This is a genomic window from Stenotrophomonas sp. YJH_SMC_135 (assembly GCF_059372355.1).
Genome location: NZ_JCAFVN010000002.1, coordinates 931426 through 951748, shown reverse-complemented (window position 1 = coordinate 951748; position 20323 = coordinate 931426). Strand labels below are relative to the sequence as shown.

Here is a 20323-nt window from a genome sequence, read left to right as displayed (position 1 = left end):
CGAGGAGGCCGGCCAGCGGCCGGCACTACCAGGCTGCGCGGCAGGATTGCCGGCCAGCGACCGGCACGCTGGCGTTGCGGCCGGGGTCACCCTGGCCCCGCTACAATCGGCGCCATGCACGTCTACCTGCAACATCCCGACGCCGGTGCGCAGGCACCGCGCTTCCTGCGCCTGAGCCTGCTGCCGGACCTGTTCGGCGGCTGGGAGCTGCTGCGCGAGAGCGGCCGTGTCGGCAGCCGCTCGCAGCTGCGGCGCGAGCTGTTCCTGCAGGCCGACGACGCCCGCCACGCCTTCGAGAAGGCCCGTGATGCCGAACTGCATCGCGGCTTCCAGATCCTTTCGCACGGCGACTGACGCCGCTGCTCCTCCCGTCCAAGGAATGCCCATCGTGACCAGCCCTCTCCGCAACGATCGCCTGCTGCGCGCCCTGCGCCGCGAACCGGTGGACTGCACCCCCGTCTGGCTGATGCGCCAGGCCGGCCGCTACCTGCCGGAATACCGCGCGACCCGGGCCAAGGCCGGCAGCTTCCTGGCCATGGCCAAGACCCCGGAGATCGCCTGCGAAGTCACCCTGCAGCCGCTGCGCCGGTTCCCGCTGGACGCGGCCATCCTGTTCTCGGACATCCTCACCATTCCCGACGCGATGGGCCTGGAGCTGTACTTCGTCGAAGGCGAAGGCCCGAAGTTCCGGCACCCGGTGCGTGACGAAGCCGCCATCGCCCGGCTGGCGGTGCCGGACATGGAACAGGACCTGGGCTACGTGATGGATGCGGTACGGCTGATCCGCCGCGAACTGGACGGCCAGGTACCGCTGATCGGCTTCTCCGGCAGCCCATGGACGCTGGCCTGCTACATGGTGGAAGGCGGCGGCAGCAAGGATTTCGCGCGCATCAAGGCGATGGCGCTGAACCATCCGCAGGCGCTGCACCGCCTGCTGGAGGTCACCACCGACGCCGTGATCGCCTACCTCGGCGCGCAGCGCGCGGCCGGTGCGCAGGCGCTGCAGGTGTTCGACACCTGGGGTGGCGTGCTGTCGCCGTCGATGTACCGCGAGTTCTCGCTGCGCTACCTGCAGCGCATTGCCGAGGGGCTGGAGCGCGGCGAAGGCAGCGAGCGCACGCCGCTGATCCTGTTCGGCAAGGGCACCGGCCTGCACCTGGAAGCGCTGTCGCAGACCGGCGCCGATGCACTGGGCCTGGACTGGACGCTGGACCTGGACGAGGCGATGCGCCGCACCGGTGGCCGCGTCGCCCTGCAGGGCAACCTCGACCCGACCACGCTGTACGCCTCGCCGGATGCGATCGCCGCGGCCGCCGCGCGCGTGCTCGACACCTATGCCGCCGGCAACGGCGGCTCGCGCGAGGGCCATGTGTTCAACCTCGGCCATGGCATGTCGCCGGACATGGACCCGGCACATGTACAGGTGCTGGTCGACGCAGTGCACGCGCACAGCCAACGCTGAGCATTCCGCATGCAGGTACGGCGCGACCTTGATCGCGCCGTGACCCGCAGTGCGCGATCATGGCGGCCCCCACGCTGCACCGGCCGCACCCCATGTCCACATCGCCATCGACCTACAACCGCCAGCGTCCCCTGCTGTGGCTGGTGTCCCTGGCGATCTTCATGCAGATGCTGGACTCGACCATCGTCAACACGGCGTTGCCGGCGATGGCGGCCAGCCTGGGCGAGAGCCCGCTGCAGATGCAGTCGGTGGTGTTCAGCTATGCGCTGGCGGTGGCCACCTTCATTCCCGCCTCGGGCTGGATCGCCGACCGCTATGGCACCCGGCGCACCTTCCTGGTGGCGATCATCCTGTTCACCCTCGGCTCGCTGGCCTGCGCGCTGGCCCAGCACCTGCACCAGCTGGTCGGTGCGCGCGTGCTGCAGGGCATCGGCGGTGCGATGCTGCTGCCGGTCGGCCGGCTGGCGGTGATGCGCTCGGTGCCCCGCGAGGATTTCCTGCGCGCGATGAGCTTCATCGCCATCCCCGCGCTGGTCGGCCCGCTGATCGGCCCCACGCTGGGCGGCTGGCTGGTCGAGATCGCCTCATGGCACTGGGTGTTCCTGATCAACCTGCCGATCGGCGTGATCGGTTTCATCGCCGCGATGAAGATCATGCCCGACCATTACGCCAGCCACCGCACCCGCTTCGACCTGCGCGGCTACGTCATGCTGGCCTTCGCGATGGTGGTGCTGTCGCTGGCACTGGACGGCATCTCCGGCCTGGGTACGCCACACGCACTGGTGATGCTGATGACCGTGGCTGGCCTGGCCGCGCTGGTGGGCTACTGGCTGCACGCCGCCAACTCGACCGCACCGTTGTTCTCGCTGGCCCTGTTCCGCGTGCCCAGCTACCGCATCGGCATTCTCGGCAACCTGTTCTCGCGCATCGGCAGCAGCGCGATGCCGATGCTGATCCCGCTGCTGCTGCAGGTCGGCATTGGCCTGGGCCCGATGCATGCCGGCCTGATGATGGTGCCGGTGGCGGCCGCCGGCATGGTCTCCAAGCAGCTGGCGGTGAAGCTGGTCGAGCGCTTCGGTTACCGCCGCGTGCTGATGGTCAACACCGTGCTGGTCGGCCTGGCGATGGCCAGCTTCATCCTGATGACACCCGGCCAGCATCTGGCGTGGCGCCTGCTGCAACTGGCGTTCTTCGGTGCGGTCAATTCCCTGCAGTTCACCGTGATGAACACCGTGACCCTGCGCGATCTCGACCGCGAATTCGCCAGTTCCGGCAACAGTCTGCTGTCGATGGTGATGATGCTGGCCGCCGGTTTCGGCGCCGCAGCCGCCGGCAGCCTGCTGGCCGCGTTCGGCACCCACCTGGACAGCACCGACGCCACTGCGGCGTTGCATGCCACGTTCCTGTGCGTGGGCGCGATCACGCTGACCTCGACGATGATCTTCTGGCAGCTGCCAGACACCAAGCCCGAACCGCGGCAGGTCGAGCACGTCGCGGAGTGAAGGGGGTTCGGCAGGGCCTGCGGCCCTGCACCTGCGGTAGTGCCGGCCGCTGGCCGGCAACAGCAACAGCGAGCATTCCGTGGGTTGGCGGGGCGGTGTGGGCTTGCAGGACACGCCGTAAATCGCGCTCCGCGGTCCGGCCCAGCCGCCGGCGGCTGCGCGTTCGGGCGCTTGCGAAGCAGTGCTTCGCAAGCAAAGCGCCCTCACCCATGGAGGCTCGATGGCGCCATCCATGGCGCCAACGGTCCTGCAAGCCCACACCGCCCCACCTCTGACAGGTTCACGCGGCTGTGGGTAACGGCGACTGTTGGAACGCGCGGTTGTTGGTAGGTGTCGACCTTGGTCGACACATCTGTCAGATATCGAATTCCAGATTGGGGTCAGAGCCCGTTGCGCAGCAACGGGATCCGACCCCGAGCTCCGACAGATCGCGGAAAACTGTCGAAGGCGGGCTTTTGACGTTGATTCTGCAGGTGCAGGACTGCAAGCCCTGCAATAAACCCTACCTACCCATCGCCCTGGCGATCGCTTCCACCAGCAGTTCACCGGTCACCGGCTTGCGCAGGAAGCCGCCGATGCCGGCCGCTTCCACCTGCTGCTGAAGGTCCGGATCAGTCCGCGCGGTCACCGCCAGCAGCGGCAGCATGTAGCCCTGGTTACGCAGGTGCTGGGCCAGTTCGAAGCCGCTCAGGCCGGGCAGGTCCAGATCCAGCAGGCCGACGTCGAAATCGCCGGCACTGATCTCGCGCAGCGCCGCCAGCGCATGGCCGGCATGCACCACCTCGTGGCCGCGTGCGCTCAACAACCCCCGCACCACATCGGCCACGGTGGCATCGTCCTCGACCAGCAGCACCCGCAGCGGTGGCATGTTCGCCGCATCGTCGCGATGCCCCTCGGCGGACACCTCGGCGTCACCGTCCACCACCAGTGGCAACGGCAGGGTGACGCCGAAGCAGGTGCCCCGGCCCAGCTGGCTCTCCACCTGGATCCGCCCCTGCATCGCCTGTGCCAGCTCGCGGCAGATCGCCAGGCCCAGGCCGCTGCCACCGTACTGCGCTGCCGTACGTGCACCATCGGCCTGCTCGAAGCGTCGGAACAGGCGCTGCTGCTGTTCCTGGCTGATGCCCGGGCCGGTATCACGTACCTCGAAATGCAGCGCGCGCAGCTCGCCATCGCAACGTGCATGCAGGGTGATGGTGCCGCGGCTGGTGAATTTCACTGCGTTCGACAGCAGGTTCAGCAGGATCTGCCGCACGCGCATGGCATCACCGGTCGCCTGCAGGCCCGGCGGCAGCTGGTTGTCGAGGACGAAGCGCAGGCCCTTCTGTGCAGCCAGCGGGCCCATCAGCGCCGCCAGATCCTGCAGCAGGCCATTCAGCGCAAACGACTGCGACTGCAGCTCCAGGCGCCCGGACTCGATCCGCGCCAGGTCCAGCGCATCGTTGACCAGATGCAGCAGGTGCTCGCCCGCATGCCGGATCGACTGCGTGTAGCCGCGCTGCTGCGGATCCAGTGGCGAGGCCAGCAGCAGCTCGCTCATGCCCAGCACGCCGGTCATCGGCGTACGGATCTCATGGCCAAGGTTGGCCAGGAAGCGGGTCTTGGCCGCCGAGGCCTGCTCGGCCAGTTCCTGCTTGTGCAGCGCCAGCTGGTAGGCGTGGCGCCGCTGCAGGCGACGTCGGTACAACCAGGCGAACCAGCTGGTCAACAGCAACCCGACCGACGCCAGCACCAGCAGGCCGGACAGGCTGCGCCACCACGGCGGCTGCACGCGGAATTCCAGGCTCTGCACACGCGACCACACATGGTCGGCCGAGCGTGCCTGCACCTCCAGCCGGTAGCTGCCCGGCGCCAGGCGCGAGAACAGGCGTTCACCCGCCGGACCGACCTCAACCCAATCCGGGTCGTAGCCGGCCAGGCGATAACGGTAGGTATTGGACGCCGAGTCGGCAAAGGACAGCAATCGCGCGACGATGCGCAGGTCGCGATCGCCATCGGCGATCTGCAACGGCGCATCGTGGGTCATGTCCAGCACCTGTTCGTTGCGGCGCACTTCCACCCGCTCGATCACCAGTGGCGCGCGACGTACCGAAGGCCGTACCTGCTCCGGGTCGAACACCACCGCGCCTGCCGCCGTTCCGGCCACCAGGTGGCCATCGGCCGCTGCGATCAGGGTGTGCTCGCGGAATTCCTGGCTTGGCAGGCCGTCGTGCACGCCGTACAGGCGCACGCTCTGCCCATCGGCACTGACACGTACCAGGCCGCGTGCGCTGGTCGCCCAGGCCACGCCCTGCGCATCCACCACCAGTCCAGAGGCGGAGATCGCCGGATAGCCCTGTTCGGCACCGACCACCGCCTGCCGTTCCAGCCGCCCCTGGCTCCAGCGGTATCGCGACAGGCGCCCGTCCTCGGACAACCAGACCTGGCCGTCACGGCCCACATGCAACGCATGGATGGCCGTTGCCGGCGCACCCGGCACCGGCTGGAAGCGTTCGCTTTCCGGCAGCCACTGCAGCAGGCCACGGCTGCTGGCCAGCCAGATATGGTCCTGCGGACCGCATTCCACATCGAGGTTGAGCTGGCCCTGCTGCAGGCCGCGCTGGCCATTGTCCAGCTGGCGCCGCAGGCGTCCGTCGAGATCACGTTGCTGCAGGCCAGCGGGCAGCATCAACCAGAGGCTGTCGCCGTCGCAGGTCATCATCGCTTCGATGACCCCTTCCATCGCCGCATCGGCACCGGCATCACGGCCCCAACGACGCAGTTCGCGCCGTTGCGGGTCGTAGCGCACCAGTGCATCGGTCGATCCGATCCAGACCTGGCCACGCCGGTCCTCGCGCACCGAGGTCAGCCAGTGCATGCCGTTGACCCAGGTGCGGTGCTGCTCGATCCTGCCGGTCTTCGGATCGAAGCGGTCCAGCGCACCATGGCTGCCCACGGTCCAGACACCGCCATTGCTGGACGGGCTGGTGCCCAGCACGAGCGCATTGCGCAGCGAGCTGGGGTCGTCCTCCAGCCGCGACAGCACCGAGAATTGCCACCAGCGTGGCAGCAGGTGCCACAACCCGGCATTGGTGCTGGCCAGCCAGATGCCACCTTCGCGGTCCTCATAGGCACCGGTCCAGTTCGGCCGCACCGGACCACGTGCGATCGCGCTGTACAGCGGCACGGTCTGGTACTGGCCGTCGACCGCACGTCCCAGCCCGGTGCGCGTATCCAGCCAATGCCCGCCCTGCTCGTCGCGCAGCATCATGCCCAGCACCTGCTCGCCTGGCGGCAGCTTCCACGGCGGTGCCTCGAAGCGGCCATCCGGGCGGCGCACGGTGGCCCCGGCCATCGTGCTGATCCACAGGCTGCCATCGGGCTCGGCGGTCAACCCGTTGATCAGCAGGCTGGGAATGATGTCCGTACCGACACGCTCGAAGTCGGTCCCGGTCCAGCGTGCCACGCCATGCTTGGTGCCGATCCACAGGCTGCCATCGGCCAGCGTGGCCAGGTAGGGCACCGACGACGAAGGCAGGCTGCGCGGATTGTTCGGCTCGGGCAGGAAGCGCTGCAGGCGGTCCTGGCTGTCCAGGCGGTACAGGCCGCCTTCGTGGGTACCGAACCAGATCGAGCCATCAGGCGTGCTGGCCAGGCTCCAGACCGTGTTGGTGCCCATCAACGGCTGGCTGCTGCGGTCGTAGAAGTGCAGCTGCCGGCGGTCGGCCGACATGCGCACCAGGCCAGCGTTCTCGGTGCCTATCCACAACTGGTTGCGGGCATCGACCAGCACCGTCCAGATGCGGTTGTCACGCAGTCCATCCTCGGAACGCCACACGCGGTAGGTGCGGCCGTCATAGCGGGCCAGGCCATCGTTGGTGGCGATCCACAGGTAGCCGTACCGGTCCTCGGCCATGCGGTTGACGGTATTGGACGGCAGGCCATCGAACACCGTCACCTGCCGCGGGCTCGGAGGCACCGGCTGTGCCGCAGCGGGCAACGCGCCGCACAGGAGGACCAGCAGCAGCATCGCCGCCCGCAGATACACCACCGATTGCCTCCTCACGCTGGTCCTGATGATTCCCGCGCTGCGGGCGTCGGCATGGTAAACCGAAAGTCGCGCCGTTCACGCCCGGCGCCGGCACAGTCACGCAGTTGCCTGCCGTTTCGCACGCGCCTGGGCGATGGCCGCCACCAGCAGGTCGCCGGTCACCGGCTTGCGCAGGAAGCCATCGAAGCCGGCGGCCAGCACCTGGGTTTCGGCGTAGGCATCGGAACGGGCGGTCACTGCCACCAGCGGCAGTTCATAGCCCATGGTGCGCAGCTGGCGGGCGATGGCCGTACCGTCCAGCGCGGGCAGATCGAGATCGAGCAGGCCGACGTCGAAACCATCGGTGGCGATCTCCGACAGCGCACCCAGGCCATGCAGCACGTGGACCACCTCATGCCCGCGCACCCGCAGCAGGCCGGCGATGACCTCGGCCACCGTGGCGTCGTCCTCGACCAGCAGGATGCGCAGCGGCGGCAGTTCCGGCAGGGCCGCCACCTCGCCCGCGGTGCTGGCGGCCTGGCGCGTCCAGGGCAGGGGCAGGCGCACGCGGAACCGCGCCCCCTTGCCAGGCTGGCTGTCCACTTCGATACGCCCCCCCATCGCCACCGCCAGTTCCTGGCAGATCGCCAGTCCCAGGCCACTGCCGCCGTAGCGCGACGCGGTGCGCGGACCGTCGGCCTGTTCAAAACGATGGAACAGGCGCTGCTGCTGCTCGGCATTGATGCCCGGGCCACTGTCATGCACTTCGAAACACAGGCCGCCCTTCTCTTCCAGGCGCACGGCCAGGCCGACGTGGCCGCGCTCGGTAAACTTGATGGCGTTGCCGAGCAGGTTCAGCAGGATCTGGCGCACGCGCATCTCGTCGCCGCTGACACTGACCGGCCCTGCCGGGTTTTCACCACGCCGGAATTCCAGCTGGCGCTGCTGCGCCATCGGCTGCATCAGGCCCTGCACCTGGTCGAGCAGTTCCTCCAGGTCGAACGGACGCAGATCCAGCTCAAGCCGCCCGGCTTCGATGCGGGCCAGGTCCAGCGCATCGTTGACCAGCCGCAGCAGATGGCTGCCGGCCTGCTGGATCGACCCCGCGTAGCCACGCTGCACCGGATCCAGCGGAGTCGCCAGCAGCAGTTCGCTCATGCCCAGCACGCCGGTCATCGGCGTGCGTACTTCGTGGCCCAGCGTGGCCAGGAAACGGCTCTTGGCCTGCGAGGCCTGCTCGGCCAGCTGCTGCTTGTGCACCGTCAGCTGCCATTGCTGACGACGGCGCAGCCGCGCGCGGACCGACCAGACCAGGACCACCAGCAGCAGCGACCCCAGCAGGATGTAGCCGAAGATCGCCATGCCGCTGCGCCACCACGGCGGCAGCACCTTCACCTGCAACTGCTGCGAAGGCGTCCACGCGCCCCGGGCGGTCGCTGCCTGCACCTCGATGACGTAGCTGCCGGTCGGCAGCCGCGACAGGGTGCGCTGGCCATCGCCCCCCTGCTCCACCCAGTCCTGGTCATAGCCCTGCACGCGGAAGCGGTAACGGTTGCCCTGCGGGCTGGCATAGGACAGCAGCCGCGCATCGATCTGCAGATCGCGGTCATCCGGTCCCAGCAACAGGGTGCCGGTGAGCGGCAACGGTTGCCAGCCGCGCGCGTCGTCGCGGCGTACGCGCACTTCGGCGATCACCAGCGATGAAGAAGGCAGCACCGTGTCGTCGGCATTCACATCGAAGGCAACCAACCCGGTCTGGGTGACGGCCAGCACGCGACCATCTGCATTCACTGCCGGTGGCCGGCCGGTGAACTCCGCATCGGACAGTCCATCGCGCTCGTTGAACTGCTGCAGGCGCCGCGTTTTCGGGTCCCAACGCAGCAGGCCGCGCGGCGTCGTCGCCCACAGCTGGCCGTTGCCGGCCAGCGCCAGCCCGCCCATGGTGACCGGCGGCACGCCTGCACTGCCGTCGATGCGCTGGATCAGGCGCAGGCTCATGCCATCCCACTGGTAGCGCTCGAACGCGCCTTGGCGCGCCAGCCACAACTGTTGCGGATCGATCCACACCAGGTCGTAGATGGGCCCGCGCGAAACGCCCGGTACTGCCTCGAAGCGTCCAGCCTGCTCGCGCCAGATGCCCATGTCACCCATCACCCAGGGCCGGCCATGGGCGTCGAAGCGGATCTGCTCGATCGGCGCATCGGCGGTCCCGCGGAAATGCTCCAGCGGATAGCGGTGCAGCAGCCGGCCCTCTGCATCGCGCTGCTGCAGGTCCAGGCCCATCACCGACACCCACACCGTGCCATCAGGCGCCTGCCGCATCAGGTCGATGCGCTGGCGCAGGTCGGCACTGCCATCGATCCGCAGATCGCGCAGCGCGCCGGTAGCCGGATCGTAGACGGTGATGCGGCCGCCGCGTCCCAGCCACAGGCGCCCATCCGGGCGCGGCAGCACCGACCACACCACGCCGCTGCCGAGCTGCCGGTCGCTGGCCAGCAGGCGCAGGGTGCCCTGCGCATCGAGCTGGTACACCCCTCGCGCCGAGCCGACGTAGTAGTTCTTCCCATCGCTGGCCGCGCTCAACAGGTACTGGCTGTCCAGCGGCTTGCCGTCGAGCTGGTTCCAGATCGAGAAGCGCCGCCAGTCCGGTGGCAGATAGGCCAGGCCCTGGGTCAGCAGCGCCACCCACAATCCGCCCTCGTGGTCCTGCAGCAGATCGAGCACACCGCTGTGCGCGGTCAGGAAGCCGCTGCCGCGGTCGCCCTCCAGCCGGCGCAGCGCCGCCGCATCCCCCCGCAACAGGCCATCGGAGGTGCCAGCCCAGAAGCCCCCCTGGCGATCGGCCAGGACCAGGGCCGAGCGCAGCTGGGCGCTGTCGGCCCATCGCGGACGACTGACCCGGTCCTGCCCATCGATGCGGTACAGGCCATCGTTCTGGCTGCCGACCCAGATCGAACCCTCCGCATCCCGGCTCAACCGGAGCACGCTCAGCGTGCCCAGTTCCCGCGCGGCCACCGGCTCGAATCCGCTGCCGTTCCAACGCGCCACGCCCGCTTCGGTGCCCAGCCACAGGCGGCCCTGCGCATCGACCAGGCTGGTGAAGATGCTGTTGCTGGGCAGGCCCCCCGGCTGCGCCGGGTCATGGGTGTAGAGGCGCACGCTGCCGTCCTCGCCAAGCCGGCAGACGCCATGGTTGTTGGTCCCGATCCACAAGGCGTCGTCGACATAGGCCAGCGCCCAGAACTGCCCCTGGCAGGTGGAATTGACCGTGTCGAAGGTCCGGAAGCGCTCGCGGTCGGCATCCAGGCGGGCCACGCCCTTGCCGTTGATGCCCACCCAGACCCGGTCCAGCGGATCGATCAGCAGGGTCTCGATCTCGTTGCCGGGCAGCGAGCCCGGCTGTTCCGGATCGTGCTCCCAGACCCGCAGGCTGTTGCCGTCATAACGGGCGAGTCCACCATCGGTGGCGGCCCAGATGTGGCCCTGGCGATCCTCGGCCAGCGCCACCACCATGCGTGACGGCAAGCCTTCGGCGGCACCGAAGCGGCGCAGGCGCGGTGTTTCTGCCATGTCCAGGGTCGCAGCCGCCGTGGCCATCGCCATCAGCAGCAGTCCCATACCTGCGATGCCACGGCACCACCGGCGCCAGCCGCTCGTCATCCTGAACCCCCTGTCCTGGGCCGATTGTCACACAGGGCCGGGTTCATGGCTGCAACAGGCTGTTTCCAGCGGCGGCACCACCACGAACTGTTGCAGCCATGCACGCAACGTTGGCAGGGGGCTGTGCGTATGATCACAGCGTCACCTTCCGGAGCCCGCCATCGATGCGTCCCTGCCTGGCCCTGCTGCCGATGCTGCTCGCCACCGCCCCTGCCTGGGCGGCCGCCGACACCTATCGCCTCGATCCGGTGCACACGCGGGTGCTGTTCTCCATCGATCACGCGGGCTACTCGCAGGCCATGGGCACCGTGTCCGGCAGCGAGGGCCGCGTGCTGTTCGATCCCGACAACTGGCGCGACGCCACCCTGGAAGTGGACATTCCGGTGTCGCGTCTGGACCTTGGCGACGCCAAGTGGAACCAGGCCACGCTGGCCCGCAGCCTGCTCGATGGCGAGCGATTCCCCAGCGCACGCTTCGTCTCCAGCCGGGTCGAACCGATCGACGCCAAGCGTGCGCATGTGATCGGCACGCTGACCCTTCGCGGGGTCAGCCAGGAAGTCACCCTGGACGTGACCCTCAACGCGCTCAAGCGCTACCCGCTCCCTCCATTCCGACGCACCGCCGGGTTTTCCGCCAGCACGACGCTGAGCCGGCGCGCGTTCGGCATCACCGCCTGGCCGGGGGTCATCGGTGATGCGGTACAGGTGCGGATCGAGGCCGAAGCCACCCTCGACCGCAGCGACGCCCCGGGAACTCCCGCTCCCGTTCCACACTCCGACCACACGACGGCCCCCAAGGACCCTTCATGACCGCCAAGAACACCCCCGCCGCGTGGGGAAGTGTCAGCCAGCTCCTGCACTGGTTGATCGCACTGCTGATCCTCGCCCTGGGCGTGGTCGGCCTGACCATGGGCGAACTGCCCAAGACGCCCAAGTACTTCTGGGTCTACACCGCGCACAAGTCGATCGGCATCACCGTGCTGGCGCTGGTGCTGTTCCGTCTCGGCTGGCGCCTGTATGCGGGTGCGCCGAAGCCGGTGCCGGGCGTGCCCAGCTGGCAGGAACGCATCGCCAGTGCCACCCACGTGCTGCTGTACGTGCTGATGTTTGCCATTCCGCTGTCGGGCTGGCTGTACGACTCGGCCAGTGGCCTGCGCCCGTTCCGTTGGTTCGGCCTGGTCGACGTGCCCAAGCTGAGCGGCCCCGACCCGCAGGTCGTCGCGGTGTCCCATGCCCTCCACGAATACGGCTTCTGGCTGTTGATCGCGGTGGTGCTGGCCCATGCCGGCGCTGCCTTCTACCACCACCTGTTCCAGCGCGATGCAACGCTGTCCCGCATGTTGCCGCGCGGCTGGCTCGCCTCCCCTCAGAAGGACTGACCGATGAACCTGAAACTGACCACTCCGGCCGCCGTGGCCGCCGCCCTGGCCGGCATGCTGGCCACCGCCCCGGCGCTCGCTGCGGAGTATGCGCAGGCCCCCGGTGCCGGCTCGATCCTGGTGTTCGCCAGCAAGTACGACGGCGAAGTGTTCACCGGCAGCTTCCCGGGCTTCGCCACCAAGCTCAGCTTCGACCCGGCCAACCCGGCCGCCGGTTCGCTGGATGTGGTGATTCCGCTGGCAGGCGCCAAGAGCGGCAACAGCGACCGTGACTCGACCCTGCAGGGCGCCGACTTCTTCAATGTCGGCAAGTTCGCCACCGCGCGTTACACCGCCAAGGGCTTCCGCGCCGTGGGCAACGACCAGTTCGCCGCCGATGGCGCCCTGGAACTGCGCGGCGTCAGCAAGCCGGTCACCCTGACCTTCACCTGGAAGCCGGGCACCCAGCCGGTGCTGACCGGCAAGGCCACGGTCAAGCGCCTGGACTTCGGCGTCGGCGGCGGTGACTGGGCCGATACCAAGACCATTCCGGACGACACCGCGATCAGCACGATCGTGAAGTTCGACGCGAAATAAGACCATCCGGTGATGCCGTGCCCGTGGCCGGCATCACCGGACATCGCAACGCATCCGGTAGTGCCGGCCGCTGGCCGGCATCACCGGGAACAGAGGGGTTGCCGGCCAGCGGCCGGCACTACTGATCGACGGCCAACCAGGCCTGCACCGTGGCCGCATCGAACGGCCAGTCCAGCTCGCGCTCGCCGCGCTCGTCGCGCAGCACCGGCACCCGCGTGCCATAGCGCGCTTCCAGCGCCGGCTGGTCATCCAGGAACACCGATTCGAACTCCGGCGCCCGCGCCTTGGCCAGCTCGGCCAGGGCCAGGTCGCACAGGTGGCAATCGTCACGCTGGATCAGGGTCAGCACCAGTCAGGCTCCCGTGGCGGAAATGCTGCGCCGCAGCCATCGGATGGCCCGGCAAGCCGCTAGAATAGCCGCTTGTCCGGTACCCGCAGTTTGGCATCCATGGCTGTCAGCACGTTCGACGTTTTCAAGATCGGCATTGGCCCGAGCTCCTCGCACACCGTCGGACCGATGAAGGCCGCCGAGCGATTCATCCATCGCTGGCTGCTCGACCCGGGCCGCCTGCACGAGGTCGCGCGCATCCGCGCCGATGTCTATGGCTCGCTGGCCTTGACCGGCCGCGGCCATGGCACCGACAAGGCGATCCTGCTGGGCCTGGAAGGCCAACGGCCTAACCTGATCGACCCGGACATCATTCCGGCCACCCTGGAGCGCATCCGCAGCAGCAAGCGCATCCAGCTGATGGGCCAGCACGAGATCGCCTTCGACGAGAAGCGCGATCTCGGCATGAACAAGCGCCAGAAGCTGCCCTACCACACCAACGGCATGCGCTTCACCGCGTACAACGCCGACGACGAAGTGATCGCGACCCGCGATTACTACTCGGTCGGTGGTGGCTTCGTGGTCAACCAGGACGACGCGGCCGATGACCGCATCGTGCCCGATGAAACCCCGCTGCCCTACCCGTTCAAGAGCGGCGACGAGCTGCTGGCACAGACCGCACGCAGCGGCCTGAGCATCGCCCAGCTGATGTTCGAGAACGAAAAGTGCTGGCGCAGCGAAGACGAGATCCGCGCCCAGCTGCGCGAGATCTGGAGCGCGATGCAGTCGTGCGTCACCCGCGGCATCCGCGAGGAGGGCGTGCTGCCGGGTGGCCTGAAGGTCGGCCGTCGTGCACCGGCGCTGTACCGCGAGCTGTCGTCGAAGCCGGAAGCGGCGATGCGCGATCCGCTGACGACGCTGGACTGGGTCAACCTGTACGCACTGGCAGTGAACGAAGAGAACGCTGCCGGTGGCCGCGTGGTGACCGCACCGACCAACGGTGCGGCCGGCGTACTGCCGGCGGTGCTGCATTACTTCGACCGCTTCTGCCCCGGCGCCAACGAACAGCGCGTGTTCGATTTCCTGCTGACCTCGGCGGCGATCGGCATCCTGTACAAGGAAAATGCTTCGATTTCCGGTGCCGAAGTGGGCTGCCAGGGCGAAGTGGGCGTGGCCTGCTCGATGGCGGCCGGTGGCCTGGTCGCGGCGCTGGGTGGCAACCCGAGCCAGATCGAGAACGCCGCGGAAATCGGCATGGAACACAACCTGGGCCTGACCTGCGACCCGATCGGCGGCCTGGTGCAGATTCCCTGCATCGAGCGCAATGCAATGGGCGCGGTGAAGGCGATCAATGCCTCGCGCATGGCGATGCGTGGCGACGGCAAGCACAAGGTGTCGCTGGACAAGGTCATCAAGACCATGCGCGATACCGGCCGCGACATGCAGGACAAGTACAAGGAAACCAGCCGCGGTGGCCTGGCGGTGAACGTCATCGAGTGCTGAGGGCGACCGGCTCCGGCGCGATGGCGACGGGCCACAGGTAGAGTCGACTTTCAGTCGGCTATCGCGCCCAGCGCGGGATTTCCGCGGCCTGAGGGAAGAGCAGTCGACCAACAGTCGACTCTACCCGGTCACCCTTGCCCGTACGGGCGACACCGTCACCGCGTTCCGGTTAGGCTCGGGGCTTCCCCACCCCGGATTGCCCCATGCGCGTGATCGCTGCCGCCCTGCTTGCCTGCCTTCCGCTGGCCGCCCTGGCCGCCCCCACCTACGGGCCTCGGCTGGAGGGTTTCGACTACGGCTATCCGGTGAAGACCTTCGCGCTGGAATCGCAGCGGCAGCCGCTGGAGATGGCCTACCTGGACATCGCGCCGAAGAAGGCACCCATCGGCGTGGTGGTGCTGCTGCACGGCAAGAACTTCTGTGCCGCCACCTGGAAGGAATCGATCAAGCCACTGGTCGCCGCCGGCTATCGGGTGATCGCCCCGGACCAGGTGGGCTTCTGCAAATCCAGCAAGCCCGAGCGTTACCAGTATTCGTTCGCGCAGCTGGCCGCCAACACCCATGCCCTGCTGCAACAGCTGCAGCTGGGTGACGTCCCGGTGCACCTGGTCGGTCATTCGATGGGCGGCATGCTGGCGGTGCGCTACGCGCTGATGTTCCCGCAGGACCTGCGCAGCCTGTCGCTGGTCAATCCGATCGGGCTGGAGGACTGGAAGGCGCTGGGCGTCCCCTGGCGCAGCGTCGACGCGTGGTACGCCGGCGAAATGAACATCAGCTATGACAGCATCCGCCGCTACCAGCTGGAGGTGTACTACGACGGCAAATGGAAACCGGCCTACGAACCGTGGGCGCGGATGCAGTCGGGCATGTACGAAGGCCCGGGCAAGCAGGCCGTTGCATGGAGCCAGGCGCTGGCCTCGGACATGGTGTTCAACCAGCCGGTGGTCTACGAACTGAAGCACCTGCAGGTGCCGACCACGCTGTTCATCGGCCAGAAGGACCGCACCGCGATCGGGCGCGACCTGGCGCCGCCTGCGGTGAAGGCGACGCTGGGCAATTATCCGGTGCTGGGCAAAGCAGCGGCCGCAGCGATTCCCGGCGCGACGCTGGTCGAGTTCGCCGAACTGGGCCATTCGCCGCAGGTGCAGGACCCCAAGCAGTTCAACAGCGCGTTGTTGAAGGCCCTGAAGTCCCGCTGACCGGCAGGCGTGCCCTCTGTAGAGCCGAGCCCACGCTCGGCTCATGCGGCAGGACCGGGGTTCTGTCAGGAGCAGCCGAGCGTGGGCTCGGCGCTACAGGAACAATGCGATCAACCCACGATCCGCAGCACGTCATCCAGCAACGCAGCCGCAGTGACTTCCGCGCCGGCACCCGGTCCCTGGATCAACAAGGGTTGGCGGCGGTAGCGATCGCTGTGGATGGCCACGCGGTTGTCGGTGCCGGCACCCTGCGCCAGCGGATGATCGGCCGGCAGTTCGCGCAGGCCCACCTGCGCACCTTCGCTGTCAACACGGCCAACGAAACGCAGCACGCGGCCGTTGTCACGTGCCTGCTGCCAACGCGCCTGCAGCGGCGCATCCAGCTGCTCCAAGGCAGCCACGGCATCCTCCAGCGGCAACGCTGCCAGCGCTTCGGGCACCAGTGAATCCACCTGTACCTGCGACGCATCCAGCGCCAGCCCGCTGCTGCGCGCCAGGATCAGCAGCTTGCGGCGCACGTCCTCGCCGGACAGGTCCAGGCGCGGGTCTGGCTCGGTATAACCGGCCGCCAGCGCCTCGCGCACCGCCGCCGAGAACGGCGACTGGCCGTCATAGCGATGGAACAGCCACGCCAGCGAGCCGGACAGCACGCCCTCGATGGCATGGATGTGATCGCCACCGGCCACCAGCGCGCGCAGGCTGCTCAACAGCGGCAGCCCGGCACCAACGGTGGCACTGTCGCCATAACGCGCGCCACTGTCGGCACAGCTTTCGGCAATGGCCTGCGCGCGGGCGAGCTGCGCGCCCCGGCCCAGCTTGTTGGCGGTCACCACATGCACGCCGCGCGCCAGCCATTGCACGTGACGGGCGGCCACGTCTTCACTGGCCGTGGCATCGACCACCACGTCGCCACGCTCCAGCCCTTCGGCGCTCGCCCATGGTGGCGAACTGTGGCCATCGCGGGGGGCTCGACGTGCCAGTTCCAAGGGCAGCGCCAGGTCGCGATCGATCTCCAGCGCGGTGCGCGAGTTGGCCAGCCATTGCACGCTGGGCAGTTCCAACCCGCGTGCCTGCAGCGCCTGGTAGCGCTGTACGAAGGCCGAACCGACCGTGCCCGTACCGAGCAGCGCCAGGCGTCCCGCCCCCAGCGCAGGAATGTCAGCGGCGAGTGCGCTCATGCGTCCACCACCTGTTTGCGGCGGGCGGCCGCATCGATCACCGCTTCGGCGCGCTGCAGCGCGGCGCCGAGATCGGCCAGCAGGTCACGCTCGGCCTCGATGCCGACCGACAGGCGCAGCAGCCCTTCGCTGATGCCGGCGGCTGCACGCGCTTCGGCGGTCATCGCCGCATGAGTCATCGTGGCCGGATGTGCGATCAGGCTTTCGACGCCGCCCAGCGATTCGGCCAGGGTGAAACAGCGTAGCCCGTCGACAAATGCACGCACCGCCGCATGCGGATCATCACCGGCGCAGTGCGCCAGTTCGAACGACAGCATCGCGCCGAAGCCATTCTGCTGGCGCGCGGCGATGGCGTGGCCCGGGTGATCGGCCAGGCCCGGGTAGTACACCGCGCCGACCGCCGGATGCTGGTCCAGCAGGGCAACGATCGACGCCGTGTTTTCCTGGTGCACGCGCAGGCGCGCATCCAGCGTGCGCAGGCCGCGCAGGGTCAGGAAGGCATCGAACGGCGAACCGGTCAGGCCCAGCGCGTTGCCCCACCACACCAGCTGCTCGTGCAGCGCCGGATCGCGCGCGACCACCGCCCCACCCACCACATCGCTGTGGCCATTGATGTACTTGGTGGTGGAATGCAGCACCAGGTCCGCACCAAACGACAGCGGCTGCTGCAGCGCCGGTGACAGGAAGGTGTTGTCGACCACCACGAGGGCACCGGCCTTGTGCGCGGCATCGATGACGAAGCGCAGGTCGGTGATGCGCAGCAGCGGGTTGGACGGGGTTTCCACCAGCACCAGCTTTGGCTGCGTGGCCAGCGCCTGCGCCAGCGCTCGCGGATCGGTCAGGTCGGCGGTGACCAGTTCGAAGTGGCCCTTCTTTGCCAACGCGTTGAACAGCCGCCAGCTGCCGCCGTAGGCATCGTGCGGCACCACCAGGGTGTCGCCCGGCTGCAGCAGCGCGTTCAGCACCAGGTTGATCGCGCCCATGCCGGTCGCGGTGATGACGCCGCCGGCGCCGCCTTCCAGTTCGGCCAGCGCTTCACCCAGCAGGTCGCGGGTCGGGTTGCCACTGCGCGTGTAATCGTACTGGCGCTTGTTGCCGAAGCCTTCAAAACTGAAGTTCGACGACAGCACGATCGGCGGCGTGACCGCGCCATGCGCGGTGTCCCGATCGATGCCGGCACGGACGGCGGCAGTGGTACGACTACAGGACGGCTCGTTGGCGTGCAGGCTCATGCGGACTCTCCAGAAGTGCGGAAGGCGGTGGCGAGGATCGCATCGATGCGATCGGTTTCTTTGAGGAAGGCATCGTGGCCATAGGGCGAGCGCAGCACGCGCAGGCTGCCGCGCGGGCCCAGCCCTTCGACCAGGCCGACCAGGTCGGCCAGCGGCACCAGGCGGTCGCCCTCCACGGCCACCACCACGGTCGGCGGCAGGATCGCGGTGGGATCGACGCGGTGCAGGTCGATTGATTCGGACAGGCGCAGGTAAGCGGTCACTGGCGTGCGCGCGACGTACTGCGCACCGGCCGCGTCGAGATAGTCTTCGGCAGCCACGCGCACGCGCCCATTGATGACCTCCGGCGCAGCATCAAAGCGCTCGCCGAACTCTTCCGGGGTGCGGTAGCTGAGCATGGCGAACTGCCGGGCCAGGGCCAGGCCGTGGTCTTCGCCGCACTGCAGCTGGCCCAGCGCGACCGCGCGGCGCTGCAATGCGCGCCAGGCGGCGGCATACGGATGCGGTCGGTGCGCACCGCTGGCCAGCACGAGCTGGCGCACGCGGGCACGATGACGGATCGCGAACTGCTGGCCGACCAGCGCGCCATACGAATAGCCAACGAAGGCCTTCAGCGTGCGGATGCCGAGATGGTCCAGCAGCAGCGCCAAGGCATCGGCCTGGTCGGCGGTATCGATCGGCACATCAAGTGCACCGTCGGCGCCGATGAAGTCGAAGGCCAGCACGCGCAGCTGCTGCGGATCCAGCGCGCGGCCGCTGCCCACCAGGTCTTCGGCCCAGCCCTTCTCGCGGAACTGCGTGTTGGACGCCACGTGGCGATGGGCGGAAATGCCGCCGGCCAGCACCACCACCGGTGCATTGGCCGGACCGACCCACTCATAGCGCAGGCGCACCGGGCTGGGGCCGGCGTGGCGCATCGACAACACCGCGGCGAACTCACCGCGCTCGGCATGCACGCGGTCTTCGACCGGCACGCTGACGGGGACAAAGGGTTCGGGGCGAATGGCGGTACTGGCGGCGAAGCTCATGGCGGGATCCGGTTGGGGAATCGGCCATCGAGCCTTCGCGGGGCCCGCGTTCGAGATGCACGTGTGGTGCATGGTTCGAACCATCTTTCGGTGGACGCCACGGTCCCCGCAGGATTTGGCACCTACGCAGACGCTTGCGCGCCTGCGGGCTGCCCCGGCTTCAAAGGGCCTGTCCCTCTGCCGGTCTCGATGGTGGGGCCACGATGCCAGCCCTTTCCGGCACTGTCAATCCCTTCATGCGGATAAAGCGATGAATATTCTTGGGACAGCTATGCGAAGGCCGTCCCGGTCGCCCTGTTCAGGATCGGGTACAGTCCGGGCGGTCCATTCCGCTGGAAACGCCGATGTCGCGCCTGCCCCTGTCCTGCCTGCTGCTGCCTCTGCTGGCGAGCGCGACCGCACACGCCGGCGACTGGCGCCAGGGCTGGGGACTGGCTCCCACTTCCGCCCCTGCCACTCGCGCAGGCAGTGCCGAGGGCGCCGCCCCCATGGCCCAATTGCGCCTGCAGCCGGTCGGTACGCAATGGCAGGCCCGGATCGACAACGGGCTGGCAGGGCCGCTGCAGATCCAGCTGCGCGCCGCCCCCGGGCACCCGGTCGAAGGCCTCCCGGTCGAGTCGCTGATCCAGGGCGACAGCAGCCTGGTAGTCGGCCACCTGCCCGCCCCGATCGATGGCCGCATGCTGGATCTGCGCCTGCAGTCGGTGCCGGGCAACCCGGCCGCACAGGCCGAAGATGTCGCCTACCGCCTGCCATTCGATGCCGCGCGCCTGCGCGTGGACCAGGCGCCGCACGGACGATTCAGCCATGACGACGAGGAGAACCGCGACGCGGTCGACTTCGCACTGCCGGAGGGCACCCTGGTGCTGGCCGCGCGCGAGGGTACGGTGATGCAGATCCAGGATGGCTTCCGTGGCAACGGCCAGGACCGCGAACGCGATGGTGCCCGCGCCAACTTCATCCGCGTGCTGCACAGCGACGGCAGCATGGCGCTGTACGGCCACCTGCAGGCCGGCGGCATGCGCGTGCGTCGTGGCCAGGCGATAGGGGCCGGCCAGCCGATCGGCCTGTCCGGCAACAGCGGCTACAGCAGTGCCCCGCACCTGCACTTCGTGGTGCAGGTCAACCGCGGCATGGGCCTGCGCTCGGTGCCGGTGCGCATCTTCGCCGAGCAGGGCCAGCTGCAGTTCGCCCGCCAGGGCGAGGCCGAAGGCGGTACCGGGCGCTGACCGCCCCCGGCCGGTATAATCGGGCGCTTATCTCTTTGA

15 protein-coding genes and 1 riboswitch are annotated in these 20323 nt (G+C 68.5%); of the genes, 9 read left to right on the top strand and 6 right to left on the bottom strand.

Annotation, left to right across the window (positions count from 1 at the left end; translation table 11 throughout):
* Nucleotides 1-114: 114 nt before the first annotated feature.
* The 3 genes from AC5P98_RS10800 (at nucleotide 115) to mdtD (ending at nucleotide 2964) form a co-directional block, all read left to right on the top strand.
* The gene (locus AC5P98_RS10800) at nucleotides 115-354 is read left to right on the top strand and encodes a WGR domain-containing protein (RefSeq protein ID WP_014648051.1); all 240 of its coding nucleotides are present in this window, start codon (nucleotides 115-117) and stop codon (nucleotides 352-354) included.
* Between the two features lie 25 nt (nucleotides 355-379).
* On the top strand, nucleotides 380-1462 hold the full coding sequence (gene hemE / locus AC5P98_RS10795; protein WP_049408252.1) for a uroporphyrinogen decarboxylase: 1083 nt from the start codon (nucleotides 380-382) through the stop codon (nucleotides 1460-1462).
* Nucleotides 1463-1554: 92 nt separating this feature from the next.
* The gene (gene mdtD / locus AC5P98_RS10790; protein WP_049408254.1) at nucleotides 1555-2964 is read left to right on the top strand and encodes a multidrug transporter subunit MdtD; all 1410 of its coding nucleotides are present in this window, start codon (nucleotides 1555-1557) and stop codon (nucleotides 2962-2964) included.
* Nucleotides 2965-3466: 502 nt separating this feature from the next.
* Here mdtD and AC5P98_RS10785 read toward each other — a convergent pair.
* Nucleotides 3467-6994 (bottom strand): hybrid sensor histidine kinase/response regulator, encoded by a 3528-nt coding sequence (locus tag AC5P98_RS10785; protein ID WP_099475815.1) that lies wholly within the window; start codon nucleotides 6992-6994, stop codon nucleotides 3467-3469.
* A 96-nt stretch (nucleotides 6995-7090) separates the two neighbouring features.
* Nucleotides 7091-10633 carry a sensor histidine kinase gene (locus AC5P98_RS10780; protein WP_495230004.1) on the bottom strand — a complete coding sequence of 1181 codons (3543 nt, stop codon included), beginning with the start codon at nucleotides 10631-10633 and terminating at the stop codon, nucleotides 7091-7093.
* A gap of 164 nt (nucleotides 10634-10797) precedes the next feature.
* On the opposite strand from AC5P98_RS10780, the gene AC5P98_RS10775 reads away from it, so the two are divergent.
* The 3 genes from AC5P98_RS10775 to AC5P98_RS10765 are packed head-to-tail and all read left to right on the top strand — an operon-like array spanning nucleotide 10798 to nucleotide 12587.
* Entirely contained in the window at nucleotides 10798-11442 is a 645-nt protein-coding gene (locus tag AC5P98_RS10775) for a YceI family protein (protein WP_014648056.1), read from the top strand.
* Nucleotides 11439-12011 carry a cytochrome b gene (locus AC5P98_RS10770; protein ID WP_032957065.1) on the top strand — a complete coding sequence of 191 codons (573 nt, stop codon included), beginning with the start codon at nucleotides 11439-11441 and terminating at the stop codon, nucleotides 12009-12011. The genes AC5P98_RS10775 and AC5P98_RS10770 overlap by 4 nt, the downstream gene beginning before the upstream one ends.
* A gap of 3 nt (nucleotides 12012-12014) precedes the next feature.
* Entirely contained in the window at nucleotides 12015-12587 is a 573-nt protein-coding gene (locus tag AC5P98_RS10765; RefSeq protein WP_495230003.1) for a YceI family protein, read from the top strand.
* 118 nt (nucleotides 12588-12705) lie between these two features.
* Here AC5P98_RS10765 and AC5P98_RS10760 read toward each other — a convergent pair whose 3' ends face one another.
* On the bottom strand, nucleotides 12706-12936 hold the full coding sequence (locus tag AC5P98_RS10760) for a glutaredoxin family protein (RefSeq protein WP_014648059.1): 231 nt from the start codon (nucleotides 12934-12936) through the stop codon (nucleotides 12706-12708).
* Nucleotides 12937-13035: 99 nt separating this feature from the next.
* Here AC5P98_RS10760 and AC5P98_RS10755 point away from each other — a divergent pair, with 99 nt between their 5' ends.
* Together AC5P98_RS10755 and AC5P98_RS10750 are read left to right on the top strand one after the other, a co-directional pair.
* On the top strand, nucleotides 13036-14418 hold the full coding sequence (locus tag AC5P98_RS10755) for an L-serine ammonia-lyase (protein WP_006464040.1): 1383 nt from the start codon (nucleotides 13036-13038) through the stop codon (nucleotides 14416-14418).
* A gap of 203 nt (nucleotides 14419-14621) precedes the next feature.
* Nucleotides 14622-15617: an alpha/beta fold hydrolase gene (locus AC5P98_RS10750; protein WP_032957057.1), complete on the top strand. Its 996-nt coding sequence runs from the start codon at nucleotides 14622-14624 to the stop codon at nucleotides 15615-15617.
* Nucleotides 15618-15727: 110 nt separating this feature from the next.
* Here AC5P98_RS10750 and AC5P98_RS10745 read toward each other — a convergent pair whose 3' ends face one another.
* From AC5P98_RS10745 to metX, 3 genes are read right to left on the bottom strand one after another with little or no spacing between them, the layout of a single operon-like run.
* Entirely contained in the window at nucleotides 15728-16795 is a 1068-nt protein-coding gene (locus AC5P98_RS10745) for a homoserine dehydrogenase family protein (RefSeq protein WP_032957054.1), read from the bottom strand.
* Nucleotides 16792-18027 (bottom strand): O-succinylhomoserine (thiol)-lyase, encoded by a 1236-nt coding sequence (locus tag AC5P98_RS10740; protein WP_046432019.1) that lies wholly within the window; start codon nucleotides 18025-18027, stop codon nucleotides 16792-16794. The genes AC5P98_RS10745 and AC5P98_RS10740 overlap by 4 nt, the downstream gene beginning before the upstream one ends.
* Complete coding sequence (gene metX / locus AC5P98_RS10735; protein ID WP_014648063.1) at nucleotides 18024-19055, bottom strand: homoserine O-succinyltransferase MetX; 1032 nt, start codon at nucleotides 19053-19055, stop codon at nucleotides 18024-18026. The genes AC5P98_RS10740 and metX overlap by 4 nt, the downstream gene beginning before the upstream one ends.
* A 77-nt stretch (nucleotides 19056-19132) precedes the next feature.
* Nucleotides 19133-19251, bottom strand: a riboswitch (SAM riboswitch).
* Between the two features lie 148 nt (nucleotides 19252-19399).
* Here metX and AC5P98_RS10730 point away from each other — a divergent pair.
* Nucleotides 19400-20284, top strand: a complete 885-nt coding sequence (locus AC5P98_RS10730) for a M23 family metallopeptidase (RefSeq protein WP_049404939.1) — start codon at nucleotides 19400-19402, stop codon at nucleotides 20282-20284.
* Nucleotides 20285-20323: the final 39 nt, after the last annotated feature.